This is a genomic window from Streptomyces sp. NPDC050619 (genome assembly GCF_040654815.1).
Taxonomy (GTDB): domain Bacteria; phylum Actinomycetota; class Actinomycetes; order Streptomycetales; family Streptomycetaceae; genus Streptomyces.
This window is the reverse complement of sequence record NZ_JBFAIR010000049.1, coordinates 15,971-41,089: the sequence shown is the minus strand read 5'-3', so window position 1 is coordinate 41,089 and position 25,119 is coordinate 15,971. Positions and strand designations below refer to the sequence as shown.

Below are 25,119 nucleotides of genomic sequence, written 5' to 3'. Positions count from 1 at the left end.
GGAGTACTTGCCATGCTGAAGCCCCGCTCCACCACCAGCCGCGAGCTGGTGAACCTCGACGGGATCTGGCGGTTCGCCGTCGCCGGAGCCGCCGGACCCGAGCCGTGGACCAAGCGGCTCGACACACGGCTGGAAGCACCGGTACCGGCCAGCTACAACGACCTGTTCACCGACAGCGCGATCCGTGACCACGTCGGATGGGTCTGGTACCAGCGCCAGGTGCGCGTACCGCGCGGCTGGGCGGGCGAGCGCGTCATGGTGCGCCTCGACGCCGCGACCCACGAGGGGAAGGTGTACGTCGGCGAAGTCCTGGTCGCCGAACACGTCGGGGGCTACACGCCCTTCGAGGCCGACATCACCGAACACGTGCGGCCCGGCGCGGAGTTCAGACTCACCGTCGGGGTCAACAACGAGCTCACCAACGTCACGATCCCGCCGGGCACGATCACCGTCTCCCAGGACGGCCGGCGCAAGCAGACCTATCTGCACGACTTCTACAACTACGCGGGCCTCGCCCGCTCGGTGTGGCTGTACAGCAGGCCCGTGGTCCACGTCGACGACATCACGATCGTGACCGGCATCGACGACACGGACGGCACGACCGGGACGGTCGACTACTCGCTCGAGACGAACGTGCCCGCTCGCGTCCGGGTACGCGCCCTCGACGCCGACGGCACGGAGGTCGCCGGCGGGGAAGGTGTGAACGGCACGCTGCGGATCGGCGACGTGACGCTGTGGCGGCCGGGTGCGGCGTATCTCTACGACCTCGTCGTAGAGGTCCTGGACCGTGACGGCGAGGTCGTGGACACGTACACCGAGCCGTTCGGGGTCCGCACCGTCGAGGTGCGCGGCACGCAGTTCCTGATCAACGGTGAGCCGTTCTACTTCACAGGCTTCGGCAAGCACGAGGACACCCCCGTGCGCGGCAAGGGTCACGACGACGCCTACCTCGTGCACGACTTCCAGCTCATGGAGTGGATGGGTGCCAACTCCTTCCGTACCTCGCACTATCCATACGCCGAGGAGGTCATGGAGTTCGCCGACCGGCACGGCATCGTCGTGATCGACGAAACCGCGGCCGTCGGGCTCAACCTGGCCGTGGAGAGCGGCCTCATGGGCACTGCGCCCCGGGCCACGTTCTCCGACGACACGTTCAACGACGACACGCGCGCGGCCCACGCCCAGGCGATCCGGGAGCTGATCGCCCGCGACAAGAACCACCCCAGTGTCGTGATGTGGTGCATCGCCAACGAGCCCTCCTCCAACGAGGAGGGGGCACGAGAGTACTTCGAGCCGCTCGTCGAACTCACCCGCAAACTCGATCCCACCCGGCCGGTGACCTACGCGGCGGTTATATTCGCGACCCACGAGAACGACCGCATCGCCGACCTCTTCGACGTCCTGTGCATCAACCGCTACTACGGCTGGTATGTCGCCACGGGCGACCTGGCCACCGCGCAGACGTACCTGGAAGGCGATCTGCGTGGCTGGGCCGGGAAGTTCGGCAAGCCGATCATGATGAGCGAGTACGGCGCGGACACCCTGCCGGGGCTGCACTCGGTGTGGGACGCGCCGTGGACGGAGGAGTACCAGGTCGCCTACCTGGAGGCGAACCACCGCGCCTTCGACCGCGTCGATGCCTTCGTGGGGGAACACGTCTGGAACTTCGCGGACTTCCAGACGGCGAACGGCATCCACCGGGCCGGCGGCAACAAGAAGGGTGTCTTCACCCGCGAACGGCTGCCCAAGGCGGCCGCCCACGCCCTGCGCGCACGGTGGAAGTCCCTGGACGGACGCAAGCCGCCGCGCCAGGACGAACACCGCTCGTGACCATGCCGAATGCCCACCGCGGAAAGGGCCCCTTCATGAGCCACTACGGCTTCGTCGACCGCCGTGTCATCGTCACCGGAGCAGGCTCCGGCATCGGCAGGTCCACCGCTCTCGCCTTCGCCGGCCAAGGCGCCAAGGTCGTCGTGGCCGACCTCAATGCCAAAGCCGCCGACGACGTCAGAGCCGAGATCGAGAAGGACGGCGGTGCGGCGGTCACCGTCGTCGGCGACCTCAGCGAGCAGTCTGTGGTCGACGAGGTCGTCGCCGCCGCGATCAGCGCCTTCGGTGGCATCGACGTCCTGGTCAACAACGCCGGGATCATGGACACGATGTCCGCCGTGGGCGACGTGACCGACGCCGAGTGGGAACGCCTGATACGGGTCAACCTCACCGCGCCGTTCCTGCTCACCCGGGCCGTCCTCCCTCACATGCTGGAGGCCGGGCATGGCGCGATCGTCTTCACCGCCTCCGAGGCGTCGCTCCGCGGCAGTAGCGCCGGAGCCGCGTACACCGCCGCAAAACACGGCATCGCGGGCCTGACGAAGTCCCTCGCCGTGACCTACCGTCACCACGGCATCCGCACCAACGCGATCGCCCCCGGCGGAACTTTCACCAACATCGAGATCAGCATCGACACTGACGCACTCGGTCCACAGGCACTCATGGCCTACATGGGCAACGTCGGTCAACCCGCCGCCCCCGAGACTCAGGCCGCCGCCATCGTGTTCCTCGCTTCGGACGCGGCGTCCAACATCAACGGCACCGTCCTGCCCGTCGACGGCGGCTGGTCCGCCGTCTGATCCCGCAGCCCGTCATCCACGGACAGCAGAGAGGCCCCATGCCCAGCCCTCAGAAGCCGCCCGCCCCCACCCCGCCCACACCCCACAAGCTCGGATTCGACCTGGACGCCCTGCGCGCCAAGTACCGTGCGGAGCGTGACCGCCGGATCCGCCCCGACGGCAGCAGTCAGTACCGGCGCCTCACCGGTGAGTTGAGCTCCTACGCCGATGACCCGTACGCGGAGCTGGAATTAACCCGGGAGCCGCTGTGCGACCGCGTCGATGTGGCCGTCATCGGCGGGGGGTTCGGTGGTCTGCTCACCGGTGCACGCTTACGCCAGGCAGGCATCCAGAACATCCGGATGATCGAGCAGGCGGCCGACTTCGGCGGCACGTGGTACTGGAACCGCTATCCGGGCGTCCACTGTGACATCGAGTCGTACGTCTACATGCCCCTGCTCGAAGAACTCGGATACATCCCGAAGTGGAAGTACGCGCCGGGGGAGGAGATCCGGCAGCACGCCCGGGCCATCGGCCGGCACTTCGACCTCTACCGTGACGCCCTGTTCCGGACGCGCGCGAGTGAACTCCGCTGGAACGAGGCCGAGTCGGAGTGGATCGTCTCCACCGACCGCGGAGACCGGATGCGGGCCCGCCACGTGGTCGTCTCCAGCGGAACGCTCAGCCTCCCCAAGCTCCCGGGCATCCCCGGCATCGAGACCTTCGAGGGCCATACGTTCCACACGAGCCGCTGGGACTACGCCTACACCGGCGGCGACGCGAACGGGAACCTCGACCGGCTCGCCGACAAGCGCGTGGCCGTGATCGGCACCGGTGCGACCGCGATCCAGATCGTGCCGCACCTCGGCCGCGACGCCCGGCACCTGTACGTGTTCCAGCGCACGCCGTCCTCGGTCGACGTACGCGCCAACCGCCCCACGGACCCCGAATGGGCCACGTCACTGAAGCCCGGCTGGCAGCAACGCCGCCGGGACAACTTCCTGACTCTCATCAGCGGCGGTCAGGCCGAACAGGACCTGGTCCGTGACGGCTGGACGTCCAGCGCCCGCCTGCTGCAGAACCTGCTCCCGACCAACGACTACGACCACATCCCGGCCGAGGAGCGGGAACGGGTCGGGGAACTCGCCGACTTCCAGAAGATGAACGAGCTGCGCGCCCGCGTGGACGCCCTCGTCGATGACCCGGCCACCGCCGAGGCACTGAAGCCCTGGTACCGCTACATGTGCAAGCGGCCAACGTTCAGCGACACCTATCTGGAAACCTTCAACCGGCCGAACGTCACACTCGTGGACACGGCCGACCACGGCGGCGTGGAACGCATCACCGAAAGCGGCCTGGTGGTCGGCGACACCGAGTACGAGGTCGACTGCATCATCTTCGCCACCGGATTCGAGGTGGGCGCCTCGGGGATCCTGTCGGGCGAGCTTACGGTGTACGGCCGGGACGGCGTCACCTTCCCCGAGCGGTGGAAGGACGGCCCGAGGACGCTCCACGGGTTGTCCACCCACGGCTTCCCCAACCTCTTCCAGCTCAGCCCGCTGCAGAACGCGTCCGCTTCGAACTTCGTCCACATCCTCGACGAACAGGCCACCCACATCGCCGCGATCCTCGCAGCGGCGAGCAAGCGACAGGCCGCATACGTCGAACCGAGCGCCGACGCCGAGGCGGCATGGGTCGCCACCATCCACGAGAAGGCACCTCAACTCCACAAGTTCCAGGCCGAGTGCACCCCTGGCTACTACAACAACGAGGGCATGCCCAGAAAGCGCGTCGAAACCTTCGGAGACGGAGCGATCGCCTTCCATGAACTACTCAGGCGCTGGCGGACGGAGGGCGGCATGGACGAGGTCCTCGTCGAGTGATCAACCTTCTGCTCCCCGGGCCGGCGCACGCCAGAGCGTCGACCCGGGCTGCGTTCCCGGGAAGCGTGATCAGGGCAAGAAGCTGGCCCAGTTTCTGCATCGCGTTGCGCAGGTAGCTCTTGACGGTCTCGGAGCGGATGCCGAGGCGCTCGCCGACTTCGGCGTTGGTGCAGCCCATCGCGATGAGCGCAAGCACGTCGATCTCGCGGTTCGCCGGTGGTCTGGCCACCTCCGCGTGAGTGCCCCCGGACGGGGCTGAACGCCTTGTATCCCCTTCCCTCCACGCCTGCCCCCGTCTACTCTCTCCACAGGCGAACGCCAACCACGTGGTAGATGTTGGCGCGTCGACCACTCGCAAGTCAGGGAGCGATGATGCACCCCAACAGATTCGACGACACCGGCAGACAGCAACCGCGAAGCGACCGCTGGGACGTGCGAAGGCTCAACCCGCCCAACCGGTTGTGGGGTGCCAACGGCGTCACGTTCGGCCCCGACGGGCGGCTGTACGTGGCGCAGTTCCTCGCCGGGCAGATCAGCGCCGTGGACCCCGGGTCCGGGGACGTCGAGGTCGTGGTGCCGCTCGACAGCCCCGTCCAAGCCCCGGACGACCTCGCCTTCGGGGCGGACGGCTCGATGTACATCGCCGACCTGACGCCGGGCAGGGTGTGGCGACGCAGCCCCGCAGGCGAGTACGGCCTGGTCTCCGAGTCGCTGCGGGCACCCAACGGCATCACCTGCGTCGGAGACCGTCTCTTCGTCAACGAGATGGCGATGAACGGCCGCCTTCTGGAGCTGTTCCCCGACGGCGGCGAACCGACCGTGCTGACCGACGGCCTCACCCTCGGCAACGCCATGCAGCTCGGCCCGGACGGCTGCCTGTACTACCCGCATATGCTCGACAACCAGGTCTGGCGCATCCCTCCCGACGGCGGCACCGCCGAACTGTTCGCACAGGATGTGCATGAACCGGTGGCGGTCCGCTTCGACCGGGACGGAACCCTGGTGGTCCTCTCCCGCGGCATCGCCGGCGTCGTCACCCGCATCGACCTCGCCACCGGCTCCCGCTCCCTCGTCACCTCCGGGGTCGCCGGCCTGGACAACGCGGCCTTCGACGCGGAGAACCGCATGTTCGTCTCCAGCTTCGCCACCGGCGGCGTCACGGAGATGCACGCCGACGGACGCATCCGTGAGATAGTCCCGCGCGGCCTCGACGGCCCGTACGGGATCACCGTCGACCTCGGCGGCATCGTCTACGCCGCCGACCACTACCGCCTGGCCCGCCTGACCGGGTCCCCCGCGGACGAGCCCGGGGGAGCGACCCACCGCCTCCTGCCCTTCGTGCACGCGGTCACCGCCGACAACGGACTTCTGCACGTCACCTCGCAGCTCGGCGAGGTACGCACCGACGACCTCACGCACGACACGACACGCGTCCGGGTGACCGGCCTGAGCGAGCCCACGGGGCTGGAAGTCGCAGCGGACGGCTCGCTCGTCGTCGCTGAGTCCGGCGCCGGCCGTATCGTACGGATCGACGAGACCGACAACCTCACGGTTCTCGCCGAGGGTCTCGCGCACCCCGTGGACGTGGCCTTCGACGACCGAGAGAACTGTTACGTCACGGACGACCGCCTCGGAGCGGTGCTCCGCGTCGAGGACGGCGGGACGGCGACCGTCGCGGACGGGCTCGGCAGGCCGCAGGGCCTCGTCGTACGCGACGACGAGTTGTTCACGGTCGAAGTGGAGCACCGACGTCTGCGGGCGATCTCCCTCACGACCGGGGAGAGCCGGATCGAGGCCGAAAATCTCGCGGTGGGGCTTCCCCCGGGGAGCAGCCGCCCCGGGCCGGTCCCCAGCCCCACGAGCCCCCCGCGCCAGTTCGCCGGACTGGCCTTGAGCCCGGACGGCTCGCTCCTCGTGTCCGCCAATGGGGAAGGGAGCGTGCTATGCCTTACGCCCTCGCCCTGAGGCGCCGCCCCGCTGGTACACATCTTCACGTCCGGCACGACAGGCCGGCCCAAGGGCGTCGTCGTACCCCCCTCGGCAATCGCCGGCTTCCGCGTTCACGCCGAATACGGCTGCGGTGTCACCCAGGACGACGTCCTGTGGAACGCGGCCGGCCCTGGCTGGGCGTACGGGCTGTATTTCGGGGTGATCGCCTCGCTGAGTCTGGGAGTGCCGAGCGTGCTCCTCCACACCGGGTTCTCCGCCGAACTCACCTGGCGCGTGCTGGACGAGTTCCGGGTCACCACCTTCACCGCAGCCCTCACCGTGTACCGGTGCAGTGAAGGAGACGGCCGCCCAGTGCACGGGCGAAGGCGAAGCGCGCCCGTACGTCGTGAACGTGGCGGACGCCGGGCAGGTCGACGCGTGGGGCGCCGACACGCTCGCAACCTACGGCCGGGTGGACGTTCTGGTGAACAACGCCGGGGTGACCGGGACGACCCCAACGACGTCGCCCGCGCGAAGCTCGCCTCCCGCGTCCCCATGAAGCACATCGGCGACCCGACGGACATCGCCGAGGCCGCGGCGCACCTGTGCTCGGAAGCGGCCGGATACGTAACGGGCGTGGTCCTGGACGTGGACGGCGGCATGAGCATCGGCAGCGAGCTGCACTGACGCGGCGAACACCTCTCTTCCGCAACGTGAAAGGGACACAACGGCATGGCTGACGCCGTCAACGACCTCGTCGTCGAGAACGATGTGATGGTGCCGATGCGCGATGGCATCCGCCTGCGTACGGACATCTTCCGGCCCGCGGGTCCCGGCCCGTACCCGGTGCTGGTGCAGCGCTACCCATACACCCCCCGGGACGGAATCGCCGCGTTGTTCGGGCAGATGGTCGCCCGGCAGGGATATGCCGTGCTCATCCAGAGCTGTCGGGGCCGGTACGGCTCCGAGGGCGACTTCTACCCCTTCCACCCCGACGTCGACGACGGCTACGACACAGTCGAGTGGGCGGCCGCGCAGCCCTGGTCGAACGGCAAGGTCGGCATGTTCGGCATCTCCTACAGCGGCTTCACCCAGTGGACCGCCGCCATCGCCCGGCCACCCCACCTGGTCGCGATCGCCCCGTTCTCGTGCGCCTGGGACGGGAACGACAGCGCCTGGTACTACGCACCCGGTGTACTCCATCTCGGCCTCGCGCTCAGCTGGAGCGCCCTCATGACAACGGAGGAGGCCGACCGCCGGGGCGCCGTACCTCCCGTGCCACAGTTCGCCGAGTCCGGCAGGCTCATGGACGACAAGGGCCTCGGCGACCCGGCGAAACTCGCCGAGATGTCCCGGCTGGAGGCCGAGGGCACCCGTGCTCTCCTCGACCACCGCCCGCTGCGGGACATCGAGGAACTACGCGAGCTGGCACCATGGTTCCGCGACTGGTGCGACCACGACGACGGCAAGGACCCGTACTGGCGGCGGACCAGCGCCGCCGCCCACCTCCAGGACATCGACCTGCCGGTCTTCCACCAGGCCGGCTGGTACGACTTCTTCGCCAAAGGTGGCCTGGACGCCTACACCACGCTGGCCCGTCATGGCGCCACCGAGAAGACCCGCGAGGGTCAGCGCCTGGTCGTCGGCCCCTGGAACCACAACAGCGTGCAGATCCGGCCCGACGGCGACCCGAAGGCCGGATCGCTTCTCGAGCTCGGCGCCGACGCGCCGGTCATGCGGTTCTTCGCCCACCACCTCAAGGGCGAGTTGCCGGGTTACGCGGAGGAGCCGCCTGTTCGGCTCTACGTGATGGGTGACAATGTCTGGCGCGATGAGCACGAGTGGCCCCTGGCCCGCACGCAGTGGACCCCGTACCACCTCCGCGGCTCAGACGGTGGCCGCGGCCTGTCGGTCCGGCCACCGGCCGACGAACAGCCGGACGTGTTCGTGTACGACCCGAGCGACCCCGTGCCTGGCTCGATCAGGACGGGCGCGACGTACGACGACCCCGTCGACCTCGACGCCGTGGCCCGACGCCCCGATGTACTCGTCTACACCACCCCTCCGCTGGAGACCGACCTGGAGGTCACCGGCCCGGTGACCCTGGAGCTGTGGGCCTCCTCCTCCGTGGAGAACACCGACTTCACCGCGAAGCTCGTCGACGTCTTCCCCGACGGCGCTGCCGTTCCCGTCTGCCAGGGCGTCGTCCGCACGGGACACGGGGTGACCCAGCCCCGGACGCCGGGAGCGGCGTACTGCTACGAGATCGGCCTGTGGTCGACGAGCACCGTCTTCAAGGCCGGACACCGCATCCGACTCGACGTCTCCTCCAGCGAGTTCCCCACCTACGACCTCAATCCGAACACCGGCGAGCGCATTACCCACGCCGACTCCGCCAAGACGGTGCCGGCCACCCAGCACGTCTTCCACGACACGCTGCACCCCTCTCGCCTGGTCCTTCCCGTCATCCCCCGCTGACATCCGTACCCCACACGCCCTTCGAGGAGCGCCATGCAAGCTGTGACCCCCGCTGTCCTGCGACGATCGCCGGCGGACGGCTCGGCCACGTTCGCCCCCTACGGCAGCCATGTTCCCCCGCTCGACGCGTACGACTACGTCGAGGAGGAGTGGATCGCCGCCGGTGAGGCGGACGGTCACCCCTACGCCACGACGCTGTGCGTACGACGGCCCCGGGACGCCGCCCGTTTCAGCGGCACCGTGATAGCGGAGCCGCTGCACGTCCACGGCATCGCGCCGGTCTGGCTCTACACCGCCCCGTACATCATGCGTTCGGGCCACGCCTGGGTGGAGATCACCGCCCAGAAGACGACGCTCGACATGCACGTCAAGCCGTCCAACCCCGAGCGTTACGAGGATCTGCGCATCGCGGGGCCCGACACGGCGGACTTCGACCCGAACCTGAACCTCGGCAATCCCGAACTCATGCGGGTGTTCTGGTCGGAGCTGGAGCGCCGCAACGGGGCGACCAGCACGATCCTCGCCCAGGTCGGTGCCGCCCTGCGGTCGTCGCAGGGACCGTTCGCGCAGGCGGACACCGTCCACGTCATCCTCGCCGGCCACTCGCAGACCGGCAGCGTGACCTCGTACTACATCCGCGACGTCCACGACGTGCAGCGTCTCGCCGACGGCTCACCCGTCTACGACGGCTTCTTCCCGTCGGGCTTCCCCTTCGAGGCCTTCCACGACGTCGGCGTGCCGGTCGTGCAGGTCATGAGCGACGGTGACGTCTCCCTGCCCGACTACTCGTTCCGTCCCGGCTACGAGGGCCGCCAGTACCGTCGCGACGACAGCGACAAGCCCGGCGACCAGTACCGCCTCTACGAGCTCGCGGCCGTCGCGCACATGGGCACCCGGCCCGCCCCCTACAACGACGTGTCGCTGTGGAAGGCGACCTTCGCGGCAGAGCCGGACGTCCCGCTCGGTCCGCGGATGAGCAGCCTGCCCCACTTCGAGCTTTTCGGCATGGGCCTGCACCACTTGGTCGAGTGGGTGGCGCACGGCACCGTGCCGCCCCGCGCCGAACGCATCGAGGTGGGACCCGACGGCTACTTCGCCACGGATGAGCATGGCAACACCCTGGGAGGCGTGCGCTGCGTCCAGTTGGACGTCCCGCACTCCACCTACCGCGCCAACCCGACGACACCGGACGGCACTCCGAGCTACCTGACGGTCGGCAGCGAAGAGCCGTTCGACGCGGCTAAGCTGCGGCAGCTGTACCGGGACTCGTCCGACTACGCCGAGCGCTTCAACCGCCGACTGGACGAACTCGTCGCCGAGGGCTGGTACCTCGCGGACGACGCCGACGAACTGCGGCGCGAGGCGCAACAGGTCGAAATCCCGTCACAAGGAGAGTGACTCGATGACCGCCCGCGACACTCACCCGTAAATGCACGTTCCGGCCCGGGATGTACCGGCCTCAAGTCGGTGAGACCACAGGCCCAGGCCATGCTGGCGAAAGGCATGCTCGGGCCGAAGCCCCGGTGGGCCGCGCCTGTGGACGTCATAGAAACGCCCGCTTTTGAGTAACGCTGCCATGAGGGCTGGAACATCGGCAAACCGCCATACGGGTACACAGCCAGGTGCTACTGGCACCCGAACCCGGCCAAGGCTGCCAAGGGCGCTCGCTGCTGGAGGCCCATCCCGTCGAGGGGTTGGTGGTGTCCAGGTGCTTTGCCTGGCGGGTGGCGGAGGAACTCGGCCACCCGCAGCTCGCGGACCGGCTGAACGCCGATCTCCTGACGAATCCGCCGCCGACCCCGGTGGACGCCGGGGTCGGCGGCGGGACGCTGGACCGCCTCGAACGTGTGGGAGGTGCTGACGAATCCGAAGTACCGGTCACATGATGTGGAACCGGCGGGCCCGCAAAGGCACCGGCCGCAACCGCATCAACCCGGTCGAGGAGTGGGTGTGGTCTGGTGGTCTGTCGTACCCGCGCATGAGGCGCTGGTCGATCTGGAGGCGTGCGTGCGGGCGCAGCAGGTCGCCGGGCGCCGCCGGCGCTCGCACTTGCCGTCGGCGGCCAGGTGGACCTTGCTGGCCTGTCCGCGCCCCTCGAGCGTCCGAGGAGGGCGGCCTTCAGTCTGAGTTTCCGCCGGCGCCGGATGTGTCGTCGCTCGGGATCGTCTCCAGTGTCCTACCCGTTTTGTTCTACGCGGCCGCCCCCTTTGACGAGGCCTTACTTTCCTCGGCAGCGGCCTTCTCCAGAGCGGTGACGACGCCCTGGTCCAGGTGCATCCCGGCCGCGTCGTGGTGAGCGCGCGCGGTGGGGGAGTCGATACTGACCAAGGACAGGTCCACCTCGCCCGCTTCGCGGCTTCCGCGATCAGCCCCTCATGCAGGGCCTCGAAGAACCCTGCGTCACGCCACTGCCGGAAGCGGTTATGGAGGTCGACCAGGCGCCGAACTCCTGCGGCATCTCCCGCCACTGCCCGCCCGTCTTGAACCGCCAGATCACGCCCTCGAACTGCTGCCGCAGGCGCAAGGGGTACGGGCCGTACTCGCCGATCGGCAGGCCCCGACGTGAGGATGCCCACCACAGATTGATCACGACTCGATACACGCCCTAACTAACGGGCGGTCATGCCGAAGCCGAACAGTGCGGCCATCGCAAGGTCGGCGGTCATCACCGCCCCAGGACGGACCAGACCTGGGCCGGCTGCGTCGTAGTAGAGGAATCGGGCAGGTGTCGCCGGTATCTGACGCAGCTTTTTATCAGCCGATCCTGTGGCGGCTGCCCGGCGCGGCTTCATGGTCGTCAGCCAGGACACCGCGGGCGGTTCGCCACCGACGGGAAGTGGGAGCCATGGACGTACGAGGAGAGCGACGGCTACGACACCGTGCGGTCGTTCTCGCGCAGAAGCTCAGGCCAGAGCGGATGGGGCCTGGGCAGAAGGGGTGGGGATCAGCTGCTCCGCCCAGATGACCTTGCCTTCGCGGTTGTGGCGCGTACCCCAGTGCTCGGTGAGCTGGGCCACGAGGAGCAGACCGCGGCCCCCTCGTCGAAGACCCGGGCGCGGCGCAGGTGCGGGGCGGTGCTGCTGGCGTCGGAGACTTCGCAGGTCAGGGCGGATTGAAGGATCATCCGCAGTTGGATGGGGCTCTTGCCGTAGCGGATGGCGTTCGTCACCAGTTCGCTGACCACGAGCTCGGTGGTGAAGGCCAGTTCTTCCAGCCCCCAGGCGGTCAGCTGATGGGATGCGTGGGCGCGGGCCGTGGAGACGACTGCCGGGTCGCGGGGGAGATCCCATGTGGCGACGCGATCGGTGTCAGGAGCTACCTTGACTCTGTCGGGGATCTTGGAAATGCCGAGGTCAGCTGCCCAGGGTTCGCCAGGACTTCAGCCGGGGTAACTCGCGCTGGTCGAGGTAGTTCTGGAAGGCAGTCGGCCGGCGGGGCGTAGGTGCTTCCTCGGCCGGTGGCAGTCCGCTGAGGCGCTCGATGTTGACGGCGATGGCCGTCAGGACGTGCTGGATGTGGGCCTTTCCCTGTCCTCGGTAGCGGCAGCGCCGCATGCCGTGGCCATGGGCGAACTCGTTGACCGTGCCCTCCACTCCGGAGCGGACCGCGTAACGCGTCTTCCACTCGGGCGTCTGCTGCTCGGCACGGACACGGAGTTGCAGGTCACGGAGCTCTCGTGGAGGAAATCCCACGGTGCGGGCGCTGTCGGCGGTGGTGGTGCACTGGGCGCGGGCGGGGCAGGGGCGGCACTGGCTTTTGGTGAACCGTGCCACGATCAGCGGGGCCGCGGTGGGCGAGGAGGTCGGGTAGGGGCCGTGCCAGCCCGCGCTGACCTGTCCCTGGGGGCAGGTGACTTGCTGATGGCCGTAGTCGATGTGGAAGTCGTCCCGGGCGAAGCCCTCGTTTTGGCGGTGCTGGCGGGTGGGGTTGCTCTTCAGCGGTCCGGAGACGGTGACCTGGTGTTCGCGGGCGGCCTGTTCCAGGTGGGGCAGGGAGGTGTAGCCGGCGTCGACCAGGTGCTCGGCGGGCAACAGCCCGCGGCGGGCGAGGCGGGTGTGGATGCCGGGCAGGACCTGGCTGTCGTGGGTGGTGGCCGCGGTGGTGGCCACGTCCGTGATCACGTTGGGCCCGTCGGAAGCACAGGTCTCGGTCAGGTGAGCGGCGAACCCCTTCCAGCTGATGATGTGTCCGTGCCGTGCGTAGCGGGCCGAGGTGTCGTAGGGCGAGACGACCGCCCGGGACGAGGGCGGCAGCCCGGGTCCGCCTTCCTTCTCGGCGGTGCGCCAGCGCAGATGTCCTGCGGCATCACGGTGGTAGTTCTGCACCATGATCTGCCGCAGGGCCTGGATACGAGGACCGGACGTGCGGTCTGCTCCATGCCGGTAGAGGTGTTCCAGGAGTCGGACGGCGTCGTTTCCGGTGGCAAGAATCCTGGTCTTGGGCTTGGTGGGGTTCTTGCCCAGGCGGACCGGCCGGCCGTAGCGGAGCCCCCAGTCCTCATCGACCAGCTCGTCCAGCAGGTGCGGGGATGTGCCGGCGACTTCTTCGAGTGCGGCGCGGACCGCCTCGGTGACCATCTCCAGGCGGGTCAGGTCGCGCACCGCGGCCAGGACGTGGGTGGAGTCGGTGCGCTGCGTGGTGCGCTCGCGCACGAGTCCGGCCTCCTTGAGACGGGCCAGTGCGAGGTCGAGGAGGCGGTCGGCGCGGTCGTCTTCGGCGAGACGGTCTCGGAAGTTGGCCAGCACGCTGTGATGGAAGCCGGGGTCGTCCAGCTCCATGGCCATGGCGTACTTGAAGTCAATGCGGCAGCGGACCGCCTCGGCGGCCTGCCGGTCGGACAGGCCGAGCAGGAACTGCAGCACACAGACGGTGGCCAGCTGAGCAGGCGAGAGACCCGGCCGCCCGTCCCGCGGGTACCAGTCGGCGAAGTCCTCGTCGCACCACAGCCCATCCAGCCGGTCGCGCACCCATATCGCCGTCGTACCACCCGGGTTGCTCGCCCGCGCAACCTGCGCAGTCAGAGACGGGACCTGCTCACCGGAACGGGGACGAAGGGACAACGAGCACCTCGACAACTGTATCGGTCGGCGGAACTACCCGAGCATGCCCGTCGATCGTGCTGCCGCACCGGGAAACTCCAAGATCCCCGACAGAGTCAAGCTACGGTTTGTGCCACAAAGAGGGCGATGTCGTCGGCGGGGCGGCTGGGCAGTAGAGCGGAGAGCAGTTCGTCGCAGGTCTCCTCGAGCGACGTCGGTGCCCGGGCGAGAACGTCGCGCAGCAGTGCGAGGGCGGTCTCGAGGTCACGAGAGCGGCTCTGGACGAGGCCGTCGGTGTACAGCACCAGCCGACTGCCCGGGTGCAGTTCGAACTGGGCGGTTTCGAAGGGGAGTTGGCCCAGGCCCAGGGGCGGGCCGATCGGCAGGTGCGGGAAGTCGACCGTGCGCGGTGCGGAGGCGTCGCCGTCAGCGGTCGGGGGAGTCACCACGGCGGGCGGGAGGTGTCCGGCACTGGCCAGGGAGCAGGTGCGGGAGACGGGGTCGTAGACCGCGTAGAGGCAGGTGGCGCTGATTTCGTCGGTGCCCCGTTCCTCCTCGCGCTGGAGGCGGATGACCACGTCGTCGAGGTGGGTCAGCAGTTCGTCGGGTGTCAGGTCGATGTCCGCCAGAGTGCGGACGGCCGTCCGCGTTCGGCCCACTGCCGGCCGGGGTGGGGCTGCAGGTTGAGCGGTTGGGTCGGGGACGAGACGCCGTGCACCCTTTCAGGTGTCGGTCTTCCCGTCCCCGCCCGCCGAACCGGACGTGCCCGTTGGCCGGGCATCCGGCTCTCCACATGATCCGAGGAGTCAGGTGAGGTGTTCGCTGACCCTGCCGACGAAGGCCATGTCGTCATGGTCGGTCCGGCGGAAACGTGCTCCGTCTGGATCGACCTCGCCGGTGTTCCATGGTGTGCTGATCTGCGCTCCGCGGTAGCGGTAACGCTCGACCCGCATCTTCGCCGGGCTGTAGAGGACCATACGGTCTTCCGCAATGCGGTCGGCCCCGTAGTAGCGCCGCCGCAACTGCTTCCAGGTCAGGTGAGGGTGCTTGCGGCGAATCCACAGAAGCAGCCTCCACCATGCGTACCAGCCGAGGTAGGAGAACGTCTTCTTCGATGCGCCGTAGCGGAAGTAAGCCGCCCAGCCCTGCAGGACCGGGTTGACCTTCCGTAGCACCTCCGCCAACGAGAGCGAGGTCGTTCCCTGCCCCGTCAGCTTCTTGATCTTGTGCATCACCGATGCCAGCGCCTGCTTTGCCGGAATGGTGAGCACGACGCGGCGCCCGTCGCCCCGGGTCTTGCTCTGGATGTGAAAGCCCAGGAAGACGAAGCCGTCGTCAATGTGGGTGATGTGCGTCTTCTCGACCGAGAGGGTCATCTTCAGCCTGCTGGCCAGCAGCTCGCCGATCTGCGACTTCAGTGCCATCGCGTCGGACTTCGTGCCGTGCACAAGCACGACGAAGTCGTCGGCGTAACGCACCAGCCGAAAGTTCGGCAGCCCCCTCCGGCGCCGATACTGCCTGCGCCATCGTGGGCTCATCTCCTCATGCCAGATCCGGGCGAAATGCTGGTCCAGCACGGAGAGATAGATGTTGGCCAACAGCGGGGAGGTCACCCCACCTTGCGGAGTGCCGTTCAAGCTGTCCGCAAAGCCACCGTGCAGCTCGACGACCCCGGCCCGCAGAAACACTCGGACCAGACGCAGGACCTTCCGGTCCTTGATGCGCTCTCCCACCAAGTCCATCAGAACGTGATGGTCGACGTTGTCGAAGCACGCGGTGATATCCCCTTCCACCACCCATTCATAGGAGAGGCTGGTGAGCCGGTGGATCTCGGCGATGGCATCCTGGGCCCGACGCCCAGGCCGATACCCGTAACTGGACGGGTAGAAATCGACCTCGAAGATCGGCTCCAGGACCAGCTTGAGGGCCATTTGCGCGACCCGGTCACGCAGCGTGGGAATCCCCAGATGACGGACCTTGCCGCCCTTCTTCGGGATCACAGCCTGCTTGACCGGCAGCGCAGTGAAGGACCCGTCCTTGAGTGAGGAACGCAGCTCCTCCAGGAACCGGATCACTCCGTAGTCCTCGACCTGATGTCGCGTCACCGCGTCCACGCCCGCTGTCCTGGCGCCCCGGTTGCCTGACACCCGCTCCCAGGCCACCAGCAAGGTGGACCGGTCGCAGACCAAATTGAACACGTCGCCGAACCGGCGGTCCGGATCGGCCCTTGCCCATCGGTGCAGCTTGAGCTGGTGATCGAGTACCCGTCGCTCGGCCGCGAAAATGCTCGGCCAAGCAGACGGCGCATCGTTATTCAACAACGCTCCTCCCCGACAGCAACCCACCTGCTATCACGCTGTCGCCCTTCCCCATGCAGCCGGCTTTCCCGGCCTCGGAGTACTACGGCGACTCCGCCACGATCCGGTGCCATCAGTGAGCGTCGCGCCTGCCCGCCGCCCGGCTGGCTGCCGGACAGGGAGGGCGACACCGGATCGCTTCCCACGTTCACCGAGGATCTCTTCGACGGCGTCGGCGCCCAGCTCTACCCCGGCAGCATCACCACGGACCGCACATCGCAGTCTTGGTCCGGGCCACTGGCCGCCCAACCCGCGGCCGACCAGAGAGGAGAGGCCATCGGACAAGGCGCTCTCCAGCACCACAAAGCGGCCCATCCACCAGATTCGGCAGGCCGCTGACGACTCACGGGGCTTCGACCACTGGTTCAGTTTCCTTGCACCCATTCCGTCTTCGCTTGCGGGCACGAACCGCCTGGTGGTCTCGGTCCGTCCCTACGTTGTCGAGGCTGCTTCCGGCCTCACCCCCGACCTGGGGATCAGCCTGCCTCCAGCTTCAACCGGTCACTGCGATGACCAGCGGCGGGCTCCTCCTCCCGCACGATTCCTCAGCGCCTCGTGGCCACGCCCGAACTCGTCCATGCAGAAGACGACTTCGGGCTCGCCGTCCTCGGCTATGACCTCGCCGTCGGCGATCGCGTAGAGATGCTCGACCCGGGCCTTCTTGGCCGAGTAGTCCGGTTCCTGGCAGGACAGATCTCCTTCATGCTCGCGCGCCCGCAACAGCCCCCGCCGTTCGGCGTGTTGCCGGACCTCGACAGCGGCGAGGAACGGACCGCTCCCCTCGGGCCCCATGTGCTGGACGATTGGAACACGCGATTCGTCGCCCAACTCGCCGTACCCCGCGCACAGCACGTCACCCTGACCCCCCAGGGACGTACCGAGCATCTGCTGATCGACGTTGCCGTCGGTGCGTGGGCGCTGCTCTACGAGGACAGCGGCGCGTGGATCGTCCGGCAGGGCGGACCTGACCGGCTGTGGGACGCGGTCGAGGCATACGTGACGCGCTGGCGCGGTGACGGTGCTTCGCCACTGGAACGGGTCCGAGATCAGCGTCACTGCCGCAGGGCAGACCGTCACCTGGCCGTCGAACTAGCCGGCCAACCCCGCCACTCCGCCCGTTCTGCTCACGCCGGAGGCGGGACGCTGCCGTACTCCCGACCGTTGTCACGAATCACGTAGCTGTCCCCGGCGTATAGCCCGACTAGTCTGCCGCTCTGTATTTCCGCAGCTCAGAGGCTATGTTTATCGGATAAACAAACCCTCGCGGTCGAATCCGGGGTACGTGTATCGCCGTTTCCGTCTCCCGTCCATGCCGCATATCGACTCTGATCTGCTCGGAGTACATGTACGAGGTGTCCTCTTGCCGGCCTGCTCTGCCTGAAGTTGAGCACCGATGGTGCGTCCTCCAGCGAGTCGTGTCCGGGCCGGGATAGGTGGCATTGCTCGCGCGGCATATCGCGAGAGCTGCCAATGGCGCCGTTCGGGTGTCGCGGGAGGGACCGGACTGAACCTCCGTGCAGCGGTGAAGGCTGCCGTGAATGGGCATGGGCGCTTGTGCGCGGCCCGGACTGAATAGTCGAGTTCTGTGGATGACGTTCTGTCAGAGCGTCCGCGTCATGAACACGCTGTTCGGGTTGGAAACGAACCTGGCCAACCTGGCTGCCCCCACCCTCTGCGAGCGGCGGCCCGACCACTGAGCCCCGACAGCACGGGGGTGACCCGGCGACGCCGTAGGCGTAGATGCCTGCATACGCAGTGCAGCGTCATCCGGTTGAGTCGGCACTATTCCAGGGTGCCGCACCCTGCCCCGAACTGAGCCCGTCCAGCAGGAGGTCGCCGAGCTCGGAGAAGGCGTCTCCGGCGGTCAGGCCGGTCCGCTCCAGGAGGATTCCCGACTGGACCGCGTCGATGGTGACCGCTACGACGTGGGCGGCGAAATGTCCGTTGAGCGCGCGGAAAACGCCGGCCTGCACGCCCTCCTCGATCAGTTCGTGGACCCGGCGGGCCGCGGCGGCGGAGTTCTTGCGGTAGATCTGCGCCGTCGGCTCGTACCCGACCATGTCGTCGTAGAAGGCGTGGGAATGCCGGCGCATGGCCGTGCCGACGCCGGTGAGGTAGACCCGGATCCGCTGCCTGGGGTCGGGCTCGGCCTGGACGGCCAGTTCGATCTCGGCTGTCGCATCCCGGAAGAAGGCGCGAGTGACCGCCAGCACCAGTTGTTCCTTGGTGGAGGCGAGGCTGTACAGCGTCGCCTTGGAGCACCCCAGTCGCTGGGCGAGCTCGTCCATGGTCACCGCGGTGAAGCCTTCGGTCAGGATGATCGCCTCGGCCTGGCGCAGCAGTTCGTCCCGCCGATGGGTGTCGACGACCCGTCTGCGCGCCGTTCGGCGCGGGCGTCGGTCGCGCGAGTCAGTTGGGGCCGTCACCGCAGCAGTCTCCCATGAGCGTCTCCGCCCAGAGCGACGGGTGGCCGTCCGGGCCACGCTGACCATTCCTTATGGGTACTAACGTACCACCTAACGTACCCACGTGGAGGGTGCCCGTGTACTCCACACTCCCAGGCGTCGTCAGGCACCGATCTGCAGCAATGTCCGGCCGAGGCCCCTTCGCTGGTCCAGGTGGTTCAGCGCGGCCGACGCCTGTTCCAGGGGGAAGACGGACGAGATGGGTGGGTCCAGGCGGCCGGACTTCAGCAAGGGCCAGAGTTCCTGCCAATAGACGCGGGCGGCTTCCGGATCCTGCCGCCAGTACTCGTCCATCCCGACTCCGAGCACCGAGGTGTTGGTCATCAGCAGACGGTTCACTTTGACCGTGGGGATGCCCCGGCCCGCGAATCCCAGGACGAGGAGGCGTCCCCCGCCGTGCCGCAGCGCGCGAAGTGAGTCCGGGAAGCGGTCCCCGCCGACGGGGTCGACCACGAGGTCTACGCCTCGGCCGTCGGTGAGGGTCCTGACCTCGTCGAGGAATCCGCCGACACCTACGACCTCGTGTGCTCCTGCAGACCTGGCCAGTTCGGCCTTCTCATCGGTGGACACGACGGCGATGACGCGCGCGCCGTACGCCGCGGCCAGCTGGCAGGCCGCGCTCCCCACTCCGCCCGCGGCTCCGTGGACGAGGACGACCTCGCCGGGGCGGAGAGCACCCCGGTGAATGAGCGCGAAATGTGCGGTCAGGTAGTTCAGGGGCAGGGCCGCCCCACGGCGGGTGTCGACGTTGTCCGGCAGAGCTGCCACGCGGTCACCGGCACGGAATCCGGCACCGTCCGTGCGGACCGTGCCGGACATCTCCCAGCCAGGGATGAACGGCAGTTCAGGACGTGTCTGGTACTCCCCGCGAGTCTGCAGGAGGTCCGGGAAGACCACGCCCGCCCATTCGACGTCGATGAGGACCTGGCCCTCTTGGGCCTCCGGCTCCGGAAGCTCTCGTACGACCAGGGCATCAGGACCCTCGAACGCGGTGACGAGTACACCCTGCATCAGTACCTCCCGGTCCAAAGGACCACCTCGGAGACCACCATGTGCTTGCACCACCGCGAACCGGATCGGCCGGGTTCACGGCTACCGGATGGAGGATCCGATGGAGATGCCGCCGTCCACGTCGAGGACGATGCCGGTGATGTAGCCGGCGGCTTCGCTGGCGAGGAAGGCCGCGGCTTCGGCGATGTCCTCGGGCCTGCCGGTGTGGCGCATCGGGACCTTGTTGGTGAGTTTGTCTCGTGCGGGGCCGTTCATGGAGGCGAGCATGGGTGTGTCGATGAGGCCGGGGGCGATGGCGTTGGCGGTGATGCCGTGGCGGGCGCCCTCCAGTGCGAGGGTGCGGGTCATGCCGACGATGCCGGCCTTTGCGGCCACGTAGTTGGTCTGGCCGAAGTTCCCGCGCCATGACATGGACGAGAAGCTGATGATGCGTCCGTAGCCCTGGCGTTTCATGGGGGCGAACGCGGCGCGGGCGCAGTGGAAGCCGCCGGTGAGGCTGACGTCGATGACCGCGTGCCAGTCGTCGTCGGTGATGTCCTCGACGCGGTTGTCGCGGATGATGCCGGCGTTGTTGACCAGCACGTCGAGGCGGCCGAGATCGGCGGTGACGCCCTCGATCCAGACGTTGACCTGCGCGGAGTCGGTCACGTCCACCACGTCGGTGCGGAGTTTCGCGTCGTGGGCGTCGGTGATGGTCCCGGCGGCGTCGGTGAGCGCCTGTTCGTTGACGTCGGCTAGGGCGACGGTGGCGCCCTCGGCGGCGAACCGGGTCGCCATCGCGAGGCCGAGACCTTGCGCGGCGCCGGTGATGGCGACGACGCGTCCGTGGTAGCGGTTCACTTCGTGTCTGCTTTCGTGGTCCGGGGAGCGAGGAAGGCCCGCAGGGCGTCGGCCACCGAACTCGCCGACCAGTTGTCGGCGAAGGTGGCCAGTTCCTCGCGCAGGGCGTGCTCGGGCGCGATGCCGTCGATCCGGTGCAGCAGCGTCTTGAGCCGTTGCTGGGCGGGGCTGTTGCGGTCCGCCAGTTGCCGGCAGACGCGGGTGGCGGCGGCGTCGAGGTCGGCCTCGGGCACGATCTCCCGGATCCAGCCGGTGTGCGCGAAAGCGGTCGCGGGCAGCAGTTCGCCGGTGAGCAGGAGCCAGCGCGACAGTCCGCGTCCGACCGCGCCGGGCAGCCGGACGCTTGACCCGCCGGCCGGTACCAGCCGCCGCATGACGTGGCCGTCGCCGATGAGCGTGGTGTCGGCGGCGACGACGACATCGCAGGCCAGCGCGAGTTCGAGGCCCCCGGCGACAGCGTGACCGTGCAGCACCGCGACCCATGGTTTCGGGCTGGCCGCGACGCGGCTGAAGCAGGCCGATACGTCGGCCAGGAAGCCGACCGGATTGTCGCCCCTGTCGTGCAGCTCCAGGAACTGGTGGAAGTCCCCGCCGGCACAGAAGCTCGGCCCCCTGCCTGCCACCGCGATGACCGCTGTGCCGGGATCGGCCTCGGCGCTGGTGATCTGCTTGTCCAGGGCCTCTACGAGGGTGACGTCGAGGGCGTTGCGCCGCTCGGGGCGGTTGAGCCGCAACCAACGGACGGGGCCGCGCTGCTCGACGAGCAAAGGTCCCTCGACGAGCAGAGGTTCGGTGTCGGTCAACGTGGCTCCGGGGTGGTGAGTTCGGTGCGGCGACGACTGCGCAGCAGGTAGCGCTGGGTCTTGCCGCTGGGTGTCTTGGGCAGGGCGTCGATGAAGTGGATCGTGCGCGGGTAGGCGTGGGCGGCGTAGCGGGTCTTGACCAGCAGTTGGAGTTCGGTTGCGAGTTCGGGAGAGGCGTCGTGGCCGTCGCGGAGGACGATGTACGCCTCGATGACCTCGCCGCGGACGGGGTCGGGTGCGCCGATGACGCTGCACTCGGCGACGGCGGGGTGCTGGGCGAGGACGCTCTCGATCTCGAACGGTCCGATCCGGTAGCCGGCCATGATGATGACGTCGTCGTCGCGGGAGGAGAAGAAGAAGTCGCCGTCGGCGTCGATGCGCCCGGCGTCGCCGGTGAGGTACCAGCGGCCGTCGGCGGTGAACTTGGCGCCGCTCTGCCCTGCGATCTGGTAGCCGCGGAAGGTCATCAGCAGGCTTTCGGCGACGTCGATCGCGACCCGGCCGAGCACGCCTGGTTCGGCGGGCTCGTCCTTCTCGTCGGCCAGGACGGCGAGGCTCCAGCCGGGCAGCGGCCGGCCCATCGATCCGGCCTTGAGGGGACGGGCGAGTTCGGGATGGTGGTGGTTGGCCAACGGCATGCCGACCTCGGTCTGGCCGAAGTGATCGTGCACGGCGAGGCCGAGCACGGAGCCGGCCCACTCGTTGACCTCGGGAGTCAGTGGTTCCCCCGCGCTGGACGCCCGTTCCAGGCGCAGCCCCTGCGGCACCGGCACCGACGAGGAGCGCAGTCCCCGGTACACGGTTGGGGCGGCAGTGAAGTCGGTGACCTGGTGGTCGAGGAGGGTGCGCCAGGTCGTCTCCGGGGTGAATCCGCCGGCCAGCAGCAGGCTGGGGATCCCGGCGGCCAGCGGAGCGACGATGGCCGCGTACAGCCCGTAGGCCCAGCCGGGGTCGGCGGCGCACCAGTAGCTGCTGTCCCGGGTGACACCCAGGCCGTACTCCAGGTAGACCTGCCATCCGGCGATGTAGGAGACGGGGTGGATGACCCCCTTGGGCTTGCCGGTGGTGCCGGAGGTGAACATGTGCACCAGCGGACCGTCCCCGCTCGTGGCGACGGCGGGCACCGGCTCCGGCGACGCGGCGGCGACGAGGTCGGCCAGCGACACGTCACCACGGGACGCGCCTGTTCCGGTGACGACGATGCGGCGCCGGGGGTCGTCCGGCATGTCGGGGCCCGGGTCGAGTTTGTGGCGCTGGTCCGGGTCGACGACCACCACGTGCGCACCGGAGCCTTCCAGGCGCAGGGCGATGGCCTGGGGCGCGAACGCGGTGAACAGCGGGACGTAGACCGCGCCGAGCCGCCAGATCGCGAGGATGACGGTGACCAGGTCGGTGCCCTTGCCCATCAGGGTCGCCACCCTGTCACCCGGACCGACGCCGAGCCCCTGCAGCGCCCGCGCACAGCGGTGGGAGTCCGAGGCGAGCTCTCCGAAGGACAGCTCGGAGGGCTCACCGGTACCGTCGACGACGGTGAACGCGACGCGGTCGGCGGGGTGTTGGTCGCACAGCAGCCAGGCCACGTCTATGGAAGGAGCCGCGAAGGTCGCGGTCAGTTCGGCGACCCGGTCGGCGGCGCTCATCGCTGGTCCTTGCGGTCGATGACGGGCAGGACCAGACGGCTGGGGTGGCTCGGCCCGTGATGGATGTGGTTGACGGCGGGAATCATCTGCTCCTCGCTCTCACGGGCGATGACGCCGCCGGTGTTGGTGTTGCGGTCGTAGCGGGGGAAGTTGCTGCTGGAGACGTCCACGCGGATGCGGTGGCCGGGAAGGAACACGTTGGAGGTGGCGGTCATGTCGACGGTGATCTCGTAGACCGTGCCGGGCTCCATCAGTTCTTCCGTGGCGAGGCCGCCTCGGTAGCGGGCGCGCAGGATGCCGTCGCACAGGTTGATCGCTTTGCCGTCGGGGAAGACGTCGACGAGCTTGGCGGTGAAGTCGGTGTCCGCCGCCGAGGAGGACACGAACAGGGTGAGGCTGACCGGACCGGTGACCTCGACGGGCTCCTCCAGCACGGGGCCTGCGAAGCACAGGACGTCCTCGCGGCCGGCGACGGTCCGCTGGTCGACCGGGCCGCAGAGTTCCGGTGTCACCGGCATGGATGCCCCGCCGGCCGTGGGGACCGGGCGGCGCGGGTCGTAGAGGTAGGTGTCGTGCCCGGTCCCGGTCGGTGGCTCGGTGGTCAACGCACCGTCGCCGCCTGCTGTGTTGGCGTGTCCGGCGCTCGTGAGGTGGAAGTCGGTCCACTGCGTGTCGGGCAGCGGCCACTCCTGCTCGTCGCGCCACTGGTCGATGCCCATGACGAAGATCTTCACGGGCGCCACGTCGTCGAGAGCGGTGGTGTCGCCGCGGAGCCAGCGGTCGAAGAACTTCACGTGCAGGCCGGTCAGGCCCAGCATCTGGGCACTGGCCAGCGGGCCGAAGGAGCGGTCGGGATAGACGCCACTCGTGGATATGTGGTCCCACGGACCGATGATCAGCCGTTGCCCCTCGCGCGCCTGCGCACTGCCTGCTTTCTGGCGGGCGGTGGTGTAGGTGCGGACGGTCTGGCCGATGTAGAGGTCGTACCAGCCGCCGATGTTGAGCGCCGGGGCGGTGACGTTCTTGAGCTCGGGCGTGAGCTCCATGGCATCCCAGTAGGCGTCGTGGGACGGGTGGGCCATCCAGTCGTCCCACCACTTCCCGTACGCCGCCAGGACCGGAACCTCCGCCGTCGGCAGCACCTCGTTGAGCGGCTTGGAGAACAGGGCCGCCCGACCGAGCTGCTGCACCTGGTCCACGGAGCCCTCGCCGGCCGCCAGGGACCGCTGCGCGTCGGCCGCGTACATCATGGCGTTCCACAGCGTGACCAGGCTCAGTGAGAGCGCACCGCCCGCGCCGTACCAGGGCGACTCGTAGTTGTCGATCGAGGTGAAGGCCGGCGCGATCGCCTTGAGGGCGGGGACACCGGTCACCGCGGTCTCCCACTGGACCATCCCGAGATAGGAGGGCCCGTACATACCCACCGTGCCGTCCGACCACGGCTGGTCGGCGATCCAGGCGACGGTGTCCTCGCCGTCGGCCCGGTCGGCCATATGGGGAACGAACTCGCCTTCCGAACGGTGGGTTCCCCGGCAGTCCTGCACCATCAGCGCGTAGCCGGCCTCCACCAGAGCCAGGAGGTCGGGGATGGCTGACTGGCCGAAGCTCATCACGTCCTTGCCATACGGCATGCGCACCAGCAGCGTCGGGGCCTCCCCCTGGGCCGGATGCCACAGGTTGGCGGCCAGGGCTACGCCGTCACGCATCGGAACCTGGACATCTATGTCGTATAGGTGCTGCATCGGTGCTCCTCGTTGAGCTGCCGGCGTCGTCCTGGATGTGGGTACGTTAAGAGGTACGTTCGTACCCTGTCAATTACTGTAGGAAGCTTCCTGCGGTTCACGACGGGAATTCGGCGTGGGCTCCAAGGTCCGCAAGGCATGTCGATGAGTGGCGCCTCGTGCGAGCTCTTCGATGCCGCCGCGGTCGAGGGGCTGCTTCCGGACGGGGACAGGCGAGGTGGCAGCCCCCAGCAGGGCCCTGGAGACGACGTCCCGGTGGCCGTCCGGCCGATGAGCAGCGGGCCCAGGCACTGCTCTTCCGGTTCTTCATCTCGCCGTCGCTC

General features: G+C 68.5%; 16 protein-coding genes and 7 pseudogenes. 10 read left to right on the top strand and 13 right to left on the bottom strand.

From position 1 onward, the window contains the following. Positions 1–12: 12 nt before the first annotated feature. Genes uidA through AB0I77_RS47310 form a run of 3 tightly spaced genes read left to right on the top strand, consistent with a single transcriptional unit; the run spans position 13 to position 4,492 of the window. The gene (uidA, locus tag AB0I77_RS47320; RefSeq protein ID WP_363289153.1) at positions 13–1,830 is read left to right on the top strand and encodes a beta-glucuronidase; all 1,818 of its coding nucleotides are present in this window, start codon (positions 13–15) and stop codon (positions 1,828–1,830) included. Between the two features lie 2 nt (positions 1,831–1,832). Then, a complete protein-coding gene (locus AB0I77_RS47315) occupies positions 1,833–2,630 on the top strand; it encodes an SDR family NAD(P)-dependent oxidoreductase (RefSeq protein WP_363289180.1) in 798 nt (265 codons plus the stop codon). 38 nt (positions 2,631–2,668) lie between these two features. Continuing rightward, a complete protein-coding gene (locus AB0I77_RS47310; protein WP_363289152.1) occupies positions 2,669–4,492 on the top strand; it encodes an NAD(P)/FAD-dependent oxidoreductase in 1,824 nt (607 codons plus the stop codon). 85 nt (positions 4,493–4,577) lie between these two features. Here AB0I77_RS47310 and AB0I77_RS47305 read toward each other — a convergent pair. After that, positions 4,578–4,706 (bottom strand): annotated as a pseudogene (locus AB0I77_RS47305) (helix-turn-helix transcriptional regulator); the annotation flags it as partial. Positions 4,707–4,864: 158 nt separating this feature from the next. Here AB0I77_RS47305 and AB0I77_RS47300 point away from each other — a divergent pair. The 7 genes and pseudogenes from AB0I77_RS47300 to AB0I77_RS47270 all read left to right on the top strand — a co-directional run bounded on the left by AB0I77_RS47300 (position 4,865) and on the right by AB0I77_RS47270 (position 10,785). Then, positions 4,865–6,457: a hypothetical protein gene (locus AB0I77_RS47300; RefSeq protein ID WP_363289151.1), complete on the top strand. Its 1,593-nt coding sequence runs from the start codon at positions 4,865–4,867 to the stop codon at positions 6,455–6,457. Between the two features lie 12 nt (positions 6,458–6,469). After that, positions 6,470–6,757, top strand: a pseudogene (locus AB0I77_RS47295) (AMP-binding protein); the annotation flags it as partial. Between the two features lie 16 nt (positions 6,758–6,773). Continuing rightward, positions 6,774–6,884: pseudogene (locus AB0I77_RS47290) on the top strand (hypothetical protein); the annotation flags it as partial. Continuing rightward, positions 6,860–7,108 (top strand): SDR family oxidoreductase, encoded by a 249-nt coding sequence (locus AB0I77_RS47285; RefSeq protein WP_363289150.1) that lies wholly within the window; start codon positions 6,860–6,862, stop codon positions 7,106–7,108. The pseudogene AB0I77_RS47290 and the gene AB0I77_RS47285, both read left to right, overlap by 25 nt. Before the next feature lie 45 nt (positions 7,109–7,153). Next, on the top strand, positions 7,154–8,899 hold the full coding sequence (locus tag AB0I77_RS47280) for a CocE/NonD family hydrolase (RefSeq protein WP_363289149.1): 1,746 nt from the start codon (positions 7,154–7,156) through the stop codon (positions 8,897–8,899). A gap of 33 nt (positions 8,900–8,932) precedes the next feature. Beyond that, positions 8,933–10,297 carry an alpha/beta hydrolase domain-containing protein gene (locus tag AB0I77_RS47275; RefSeq protein WP_363289148.1) on the top strand — a complete coding sequence of 455 codons (1,365 nt, stop codon included), beginning with the start codon at positions 8,933–8,935 and terminating at the stop codon, positions 10,295–10,297. A gap of 302 nt (positions 10,298–10,599) precedes the next feature. Next, positions 10,600–10,785, top strand: a complete 186-nt coding sequence (locus tag AB0I77_RS47270; protein WP_363289147.1) for a hypothetical protein — start codon at positions 10,600–10,602, stop codon at positions 10,783–10,785. A 159-nt stretch (positions 10,786–10,944) separates the two neighbouring features. On the opposite strand, the pseudogene AB0I77_RS47265 reads toward AB0I77_RS47270, so the two are convergent. The 12 genes and pseudogenes from AB0I77_RS47265 to AB0I77_RS47210 form a co-directional block, all read right to left on the bottom strand. Further along, positions 10,945–11,501 (bottom strand): annotated as a pseudogene (locus tag AB0I77_RS47265) (transposase); the annotation flags it as partial. A 301-nt stretch (positions 11,502–11,802) separates the two neighbouring features. Next, positions 11,803–12,215: pseudogene (locus AB0I77_RS47260) on the bottom strand (ATP-binding protein); the annotation flags it as partial. A gap of 37 nt (positions 12,216–12,252) precedes the next feature. Then, entirely contained in the window at positions 12,253–13,866 is a 1,614-nt protein-coding gene (locus AB0I77_RS47255) for an IS1182 family transposase (RefSeq protein WP_363289146.1), read from the bottom strand. A gap of 191 nt (positions 13,867–14,057) precedes the next feature. Continuing rightward, a pseudogene (locus AB0I77_RS47250) lies at positions 14,058–14,597 on the bottom strand (PP2C family protein-serine/threonine phosphatase); the annotation flags it as partial. Between the two features lie 147 nt (positions 14,598–14,744). Further along, on the bottom strand, positions 14,745–16,256 hold the full coding sequence (gene ltrA, locus AB0I77_RS47245) for a group II intron reverse transcriptase/maturase (RefSeq protein WP_363289145.1): 1,512 nt from the start codon (positions 16,254–16,256) through the stop codon (positions 14,745–14,747). Positions 16,257–16,859: 603 nt separating this feature from the next. Continuing rightward, positions 16,860–16,976 (bottom strand): annotated as a pseudogene (locus AB0I77_RS47240) (IS630 family transposase); the annotation flags it as partial. 1,082 nt (positions 16,977–18,058) lie between these two features. Then, entirely contained in the window at positions 18,059–18,721 is a 663-nt protein-coding gene (locus AB0I77_RS47235) for a TetR/AcrR family transcriptional regulator (RefSeq protein ID WP_363289144.1), read from the bottom strand. A gap of 141 nt (positions 18,722–18,862) precedes the next feature. Continuing rightward, on the bottom strand, positions 18,863–19,771 hold the full coding sequence (locus AB0I77_RS47230) for an NADPH:quinone oxidoreductase family protein (protein WP_363289143.1): 909 nt from the start codon (positions 19,769–19,771) through the stop codon (positions 18,863–18,865). Between the two features lie 81 nt (positions 19,772–19,852). After that, the gene (locus AB0I77_RS47225; RefSeq protein WP_363289142.1) at positions 19,853–20,611 is read right to left on the bottom strand and encodes an SDR family NAD(P)-dependent oxidoreductase; all 759 of its coding nucleotides are present in this window, start codon (positions 20,609–20,611) and stop codon (positions 19,853–19,855) included. After that, the gene (locus AB0I77_RS47220) at positions 20,608–21,414 is read right to left on the bottom strand and encodes an enoyl-CoA hydratase/isomerase family protein (RefSeq protein WP_363289141.1); all 807 of its coding nucleotides are present in this window, start codon (positions 21,412–21,414) and stop codon (positions 20,608–20,610) included. The genes AB0I77_RS47225 and AB0I77_RS47220 overlap by 4 nt, the downstream gene beginning before the upstream one ends. Then, positions 21,411–23,054: an AMP-binding protein gene (locus AB0I77_RS47215; RefSeq protein ID WP_363289140.1), complete on the bottom strand. Its 1,644-nt coding sequence runs from the start codon at positions 23,052–23,054 to the stop codon at positions 21,411–21,413. Before AB0I77_RS47215 ends, AB0I77_RS47220 begins: the two co-directional genes overlap by 4 nt. After that, entirely contained in the window at positions 23,051–24,796 is a 1,746-nt protein-coding gene (locus AB0I77_RS47210; RefSeq protein WP_363289139.1) for a CocE/NonD family hydrolase, read from the bottom strand. The genes AB0I77_RS47215 and AB0I77_RS47210 overlap by 4 nt, the downstream gene beginning before the upstream one ends. Between the last annotated feature and the right edge of the window lie 323 nt (positions 24,797–25,119).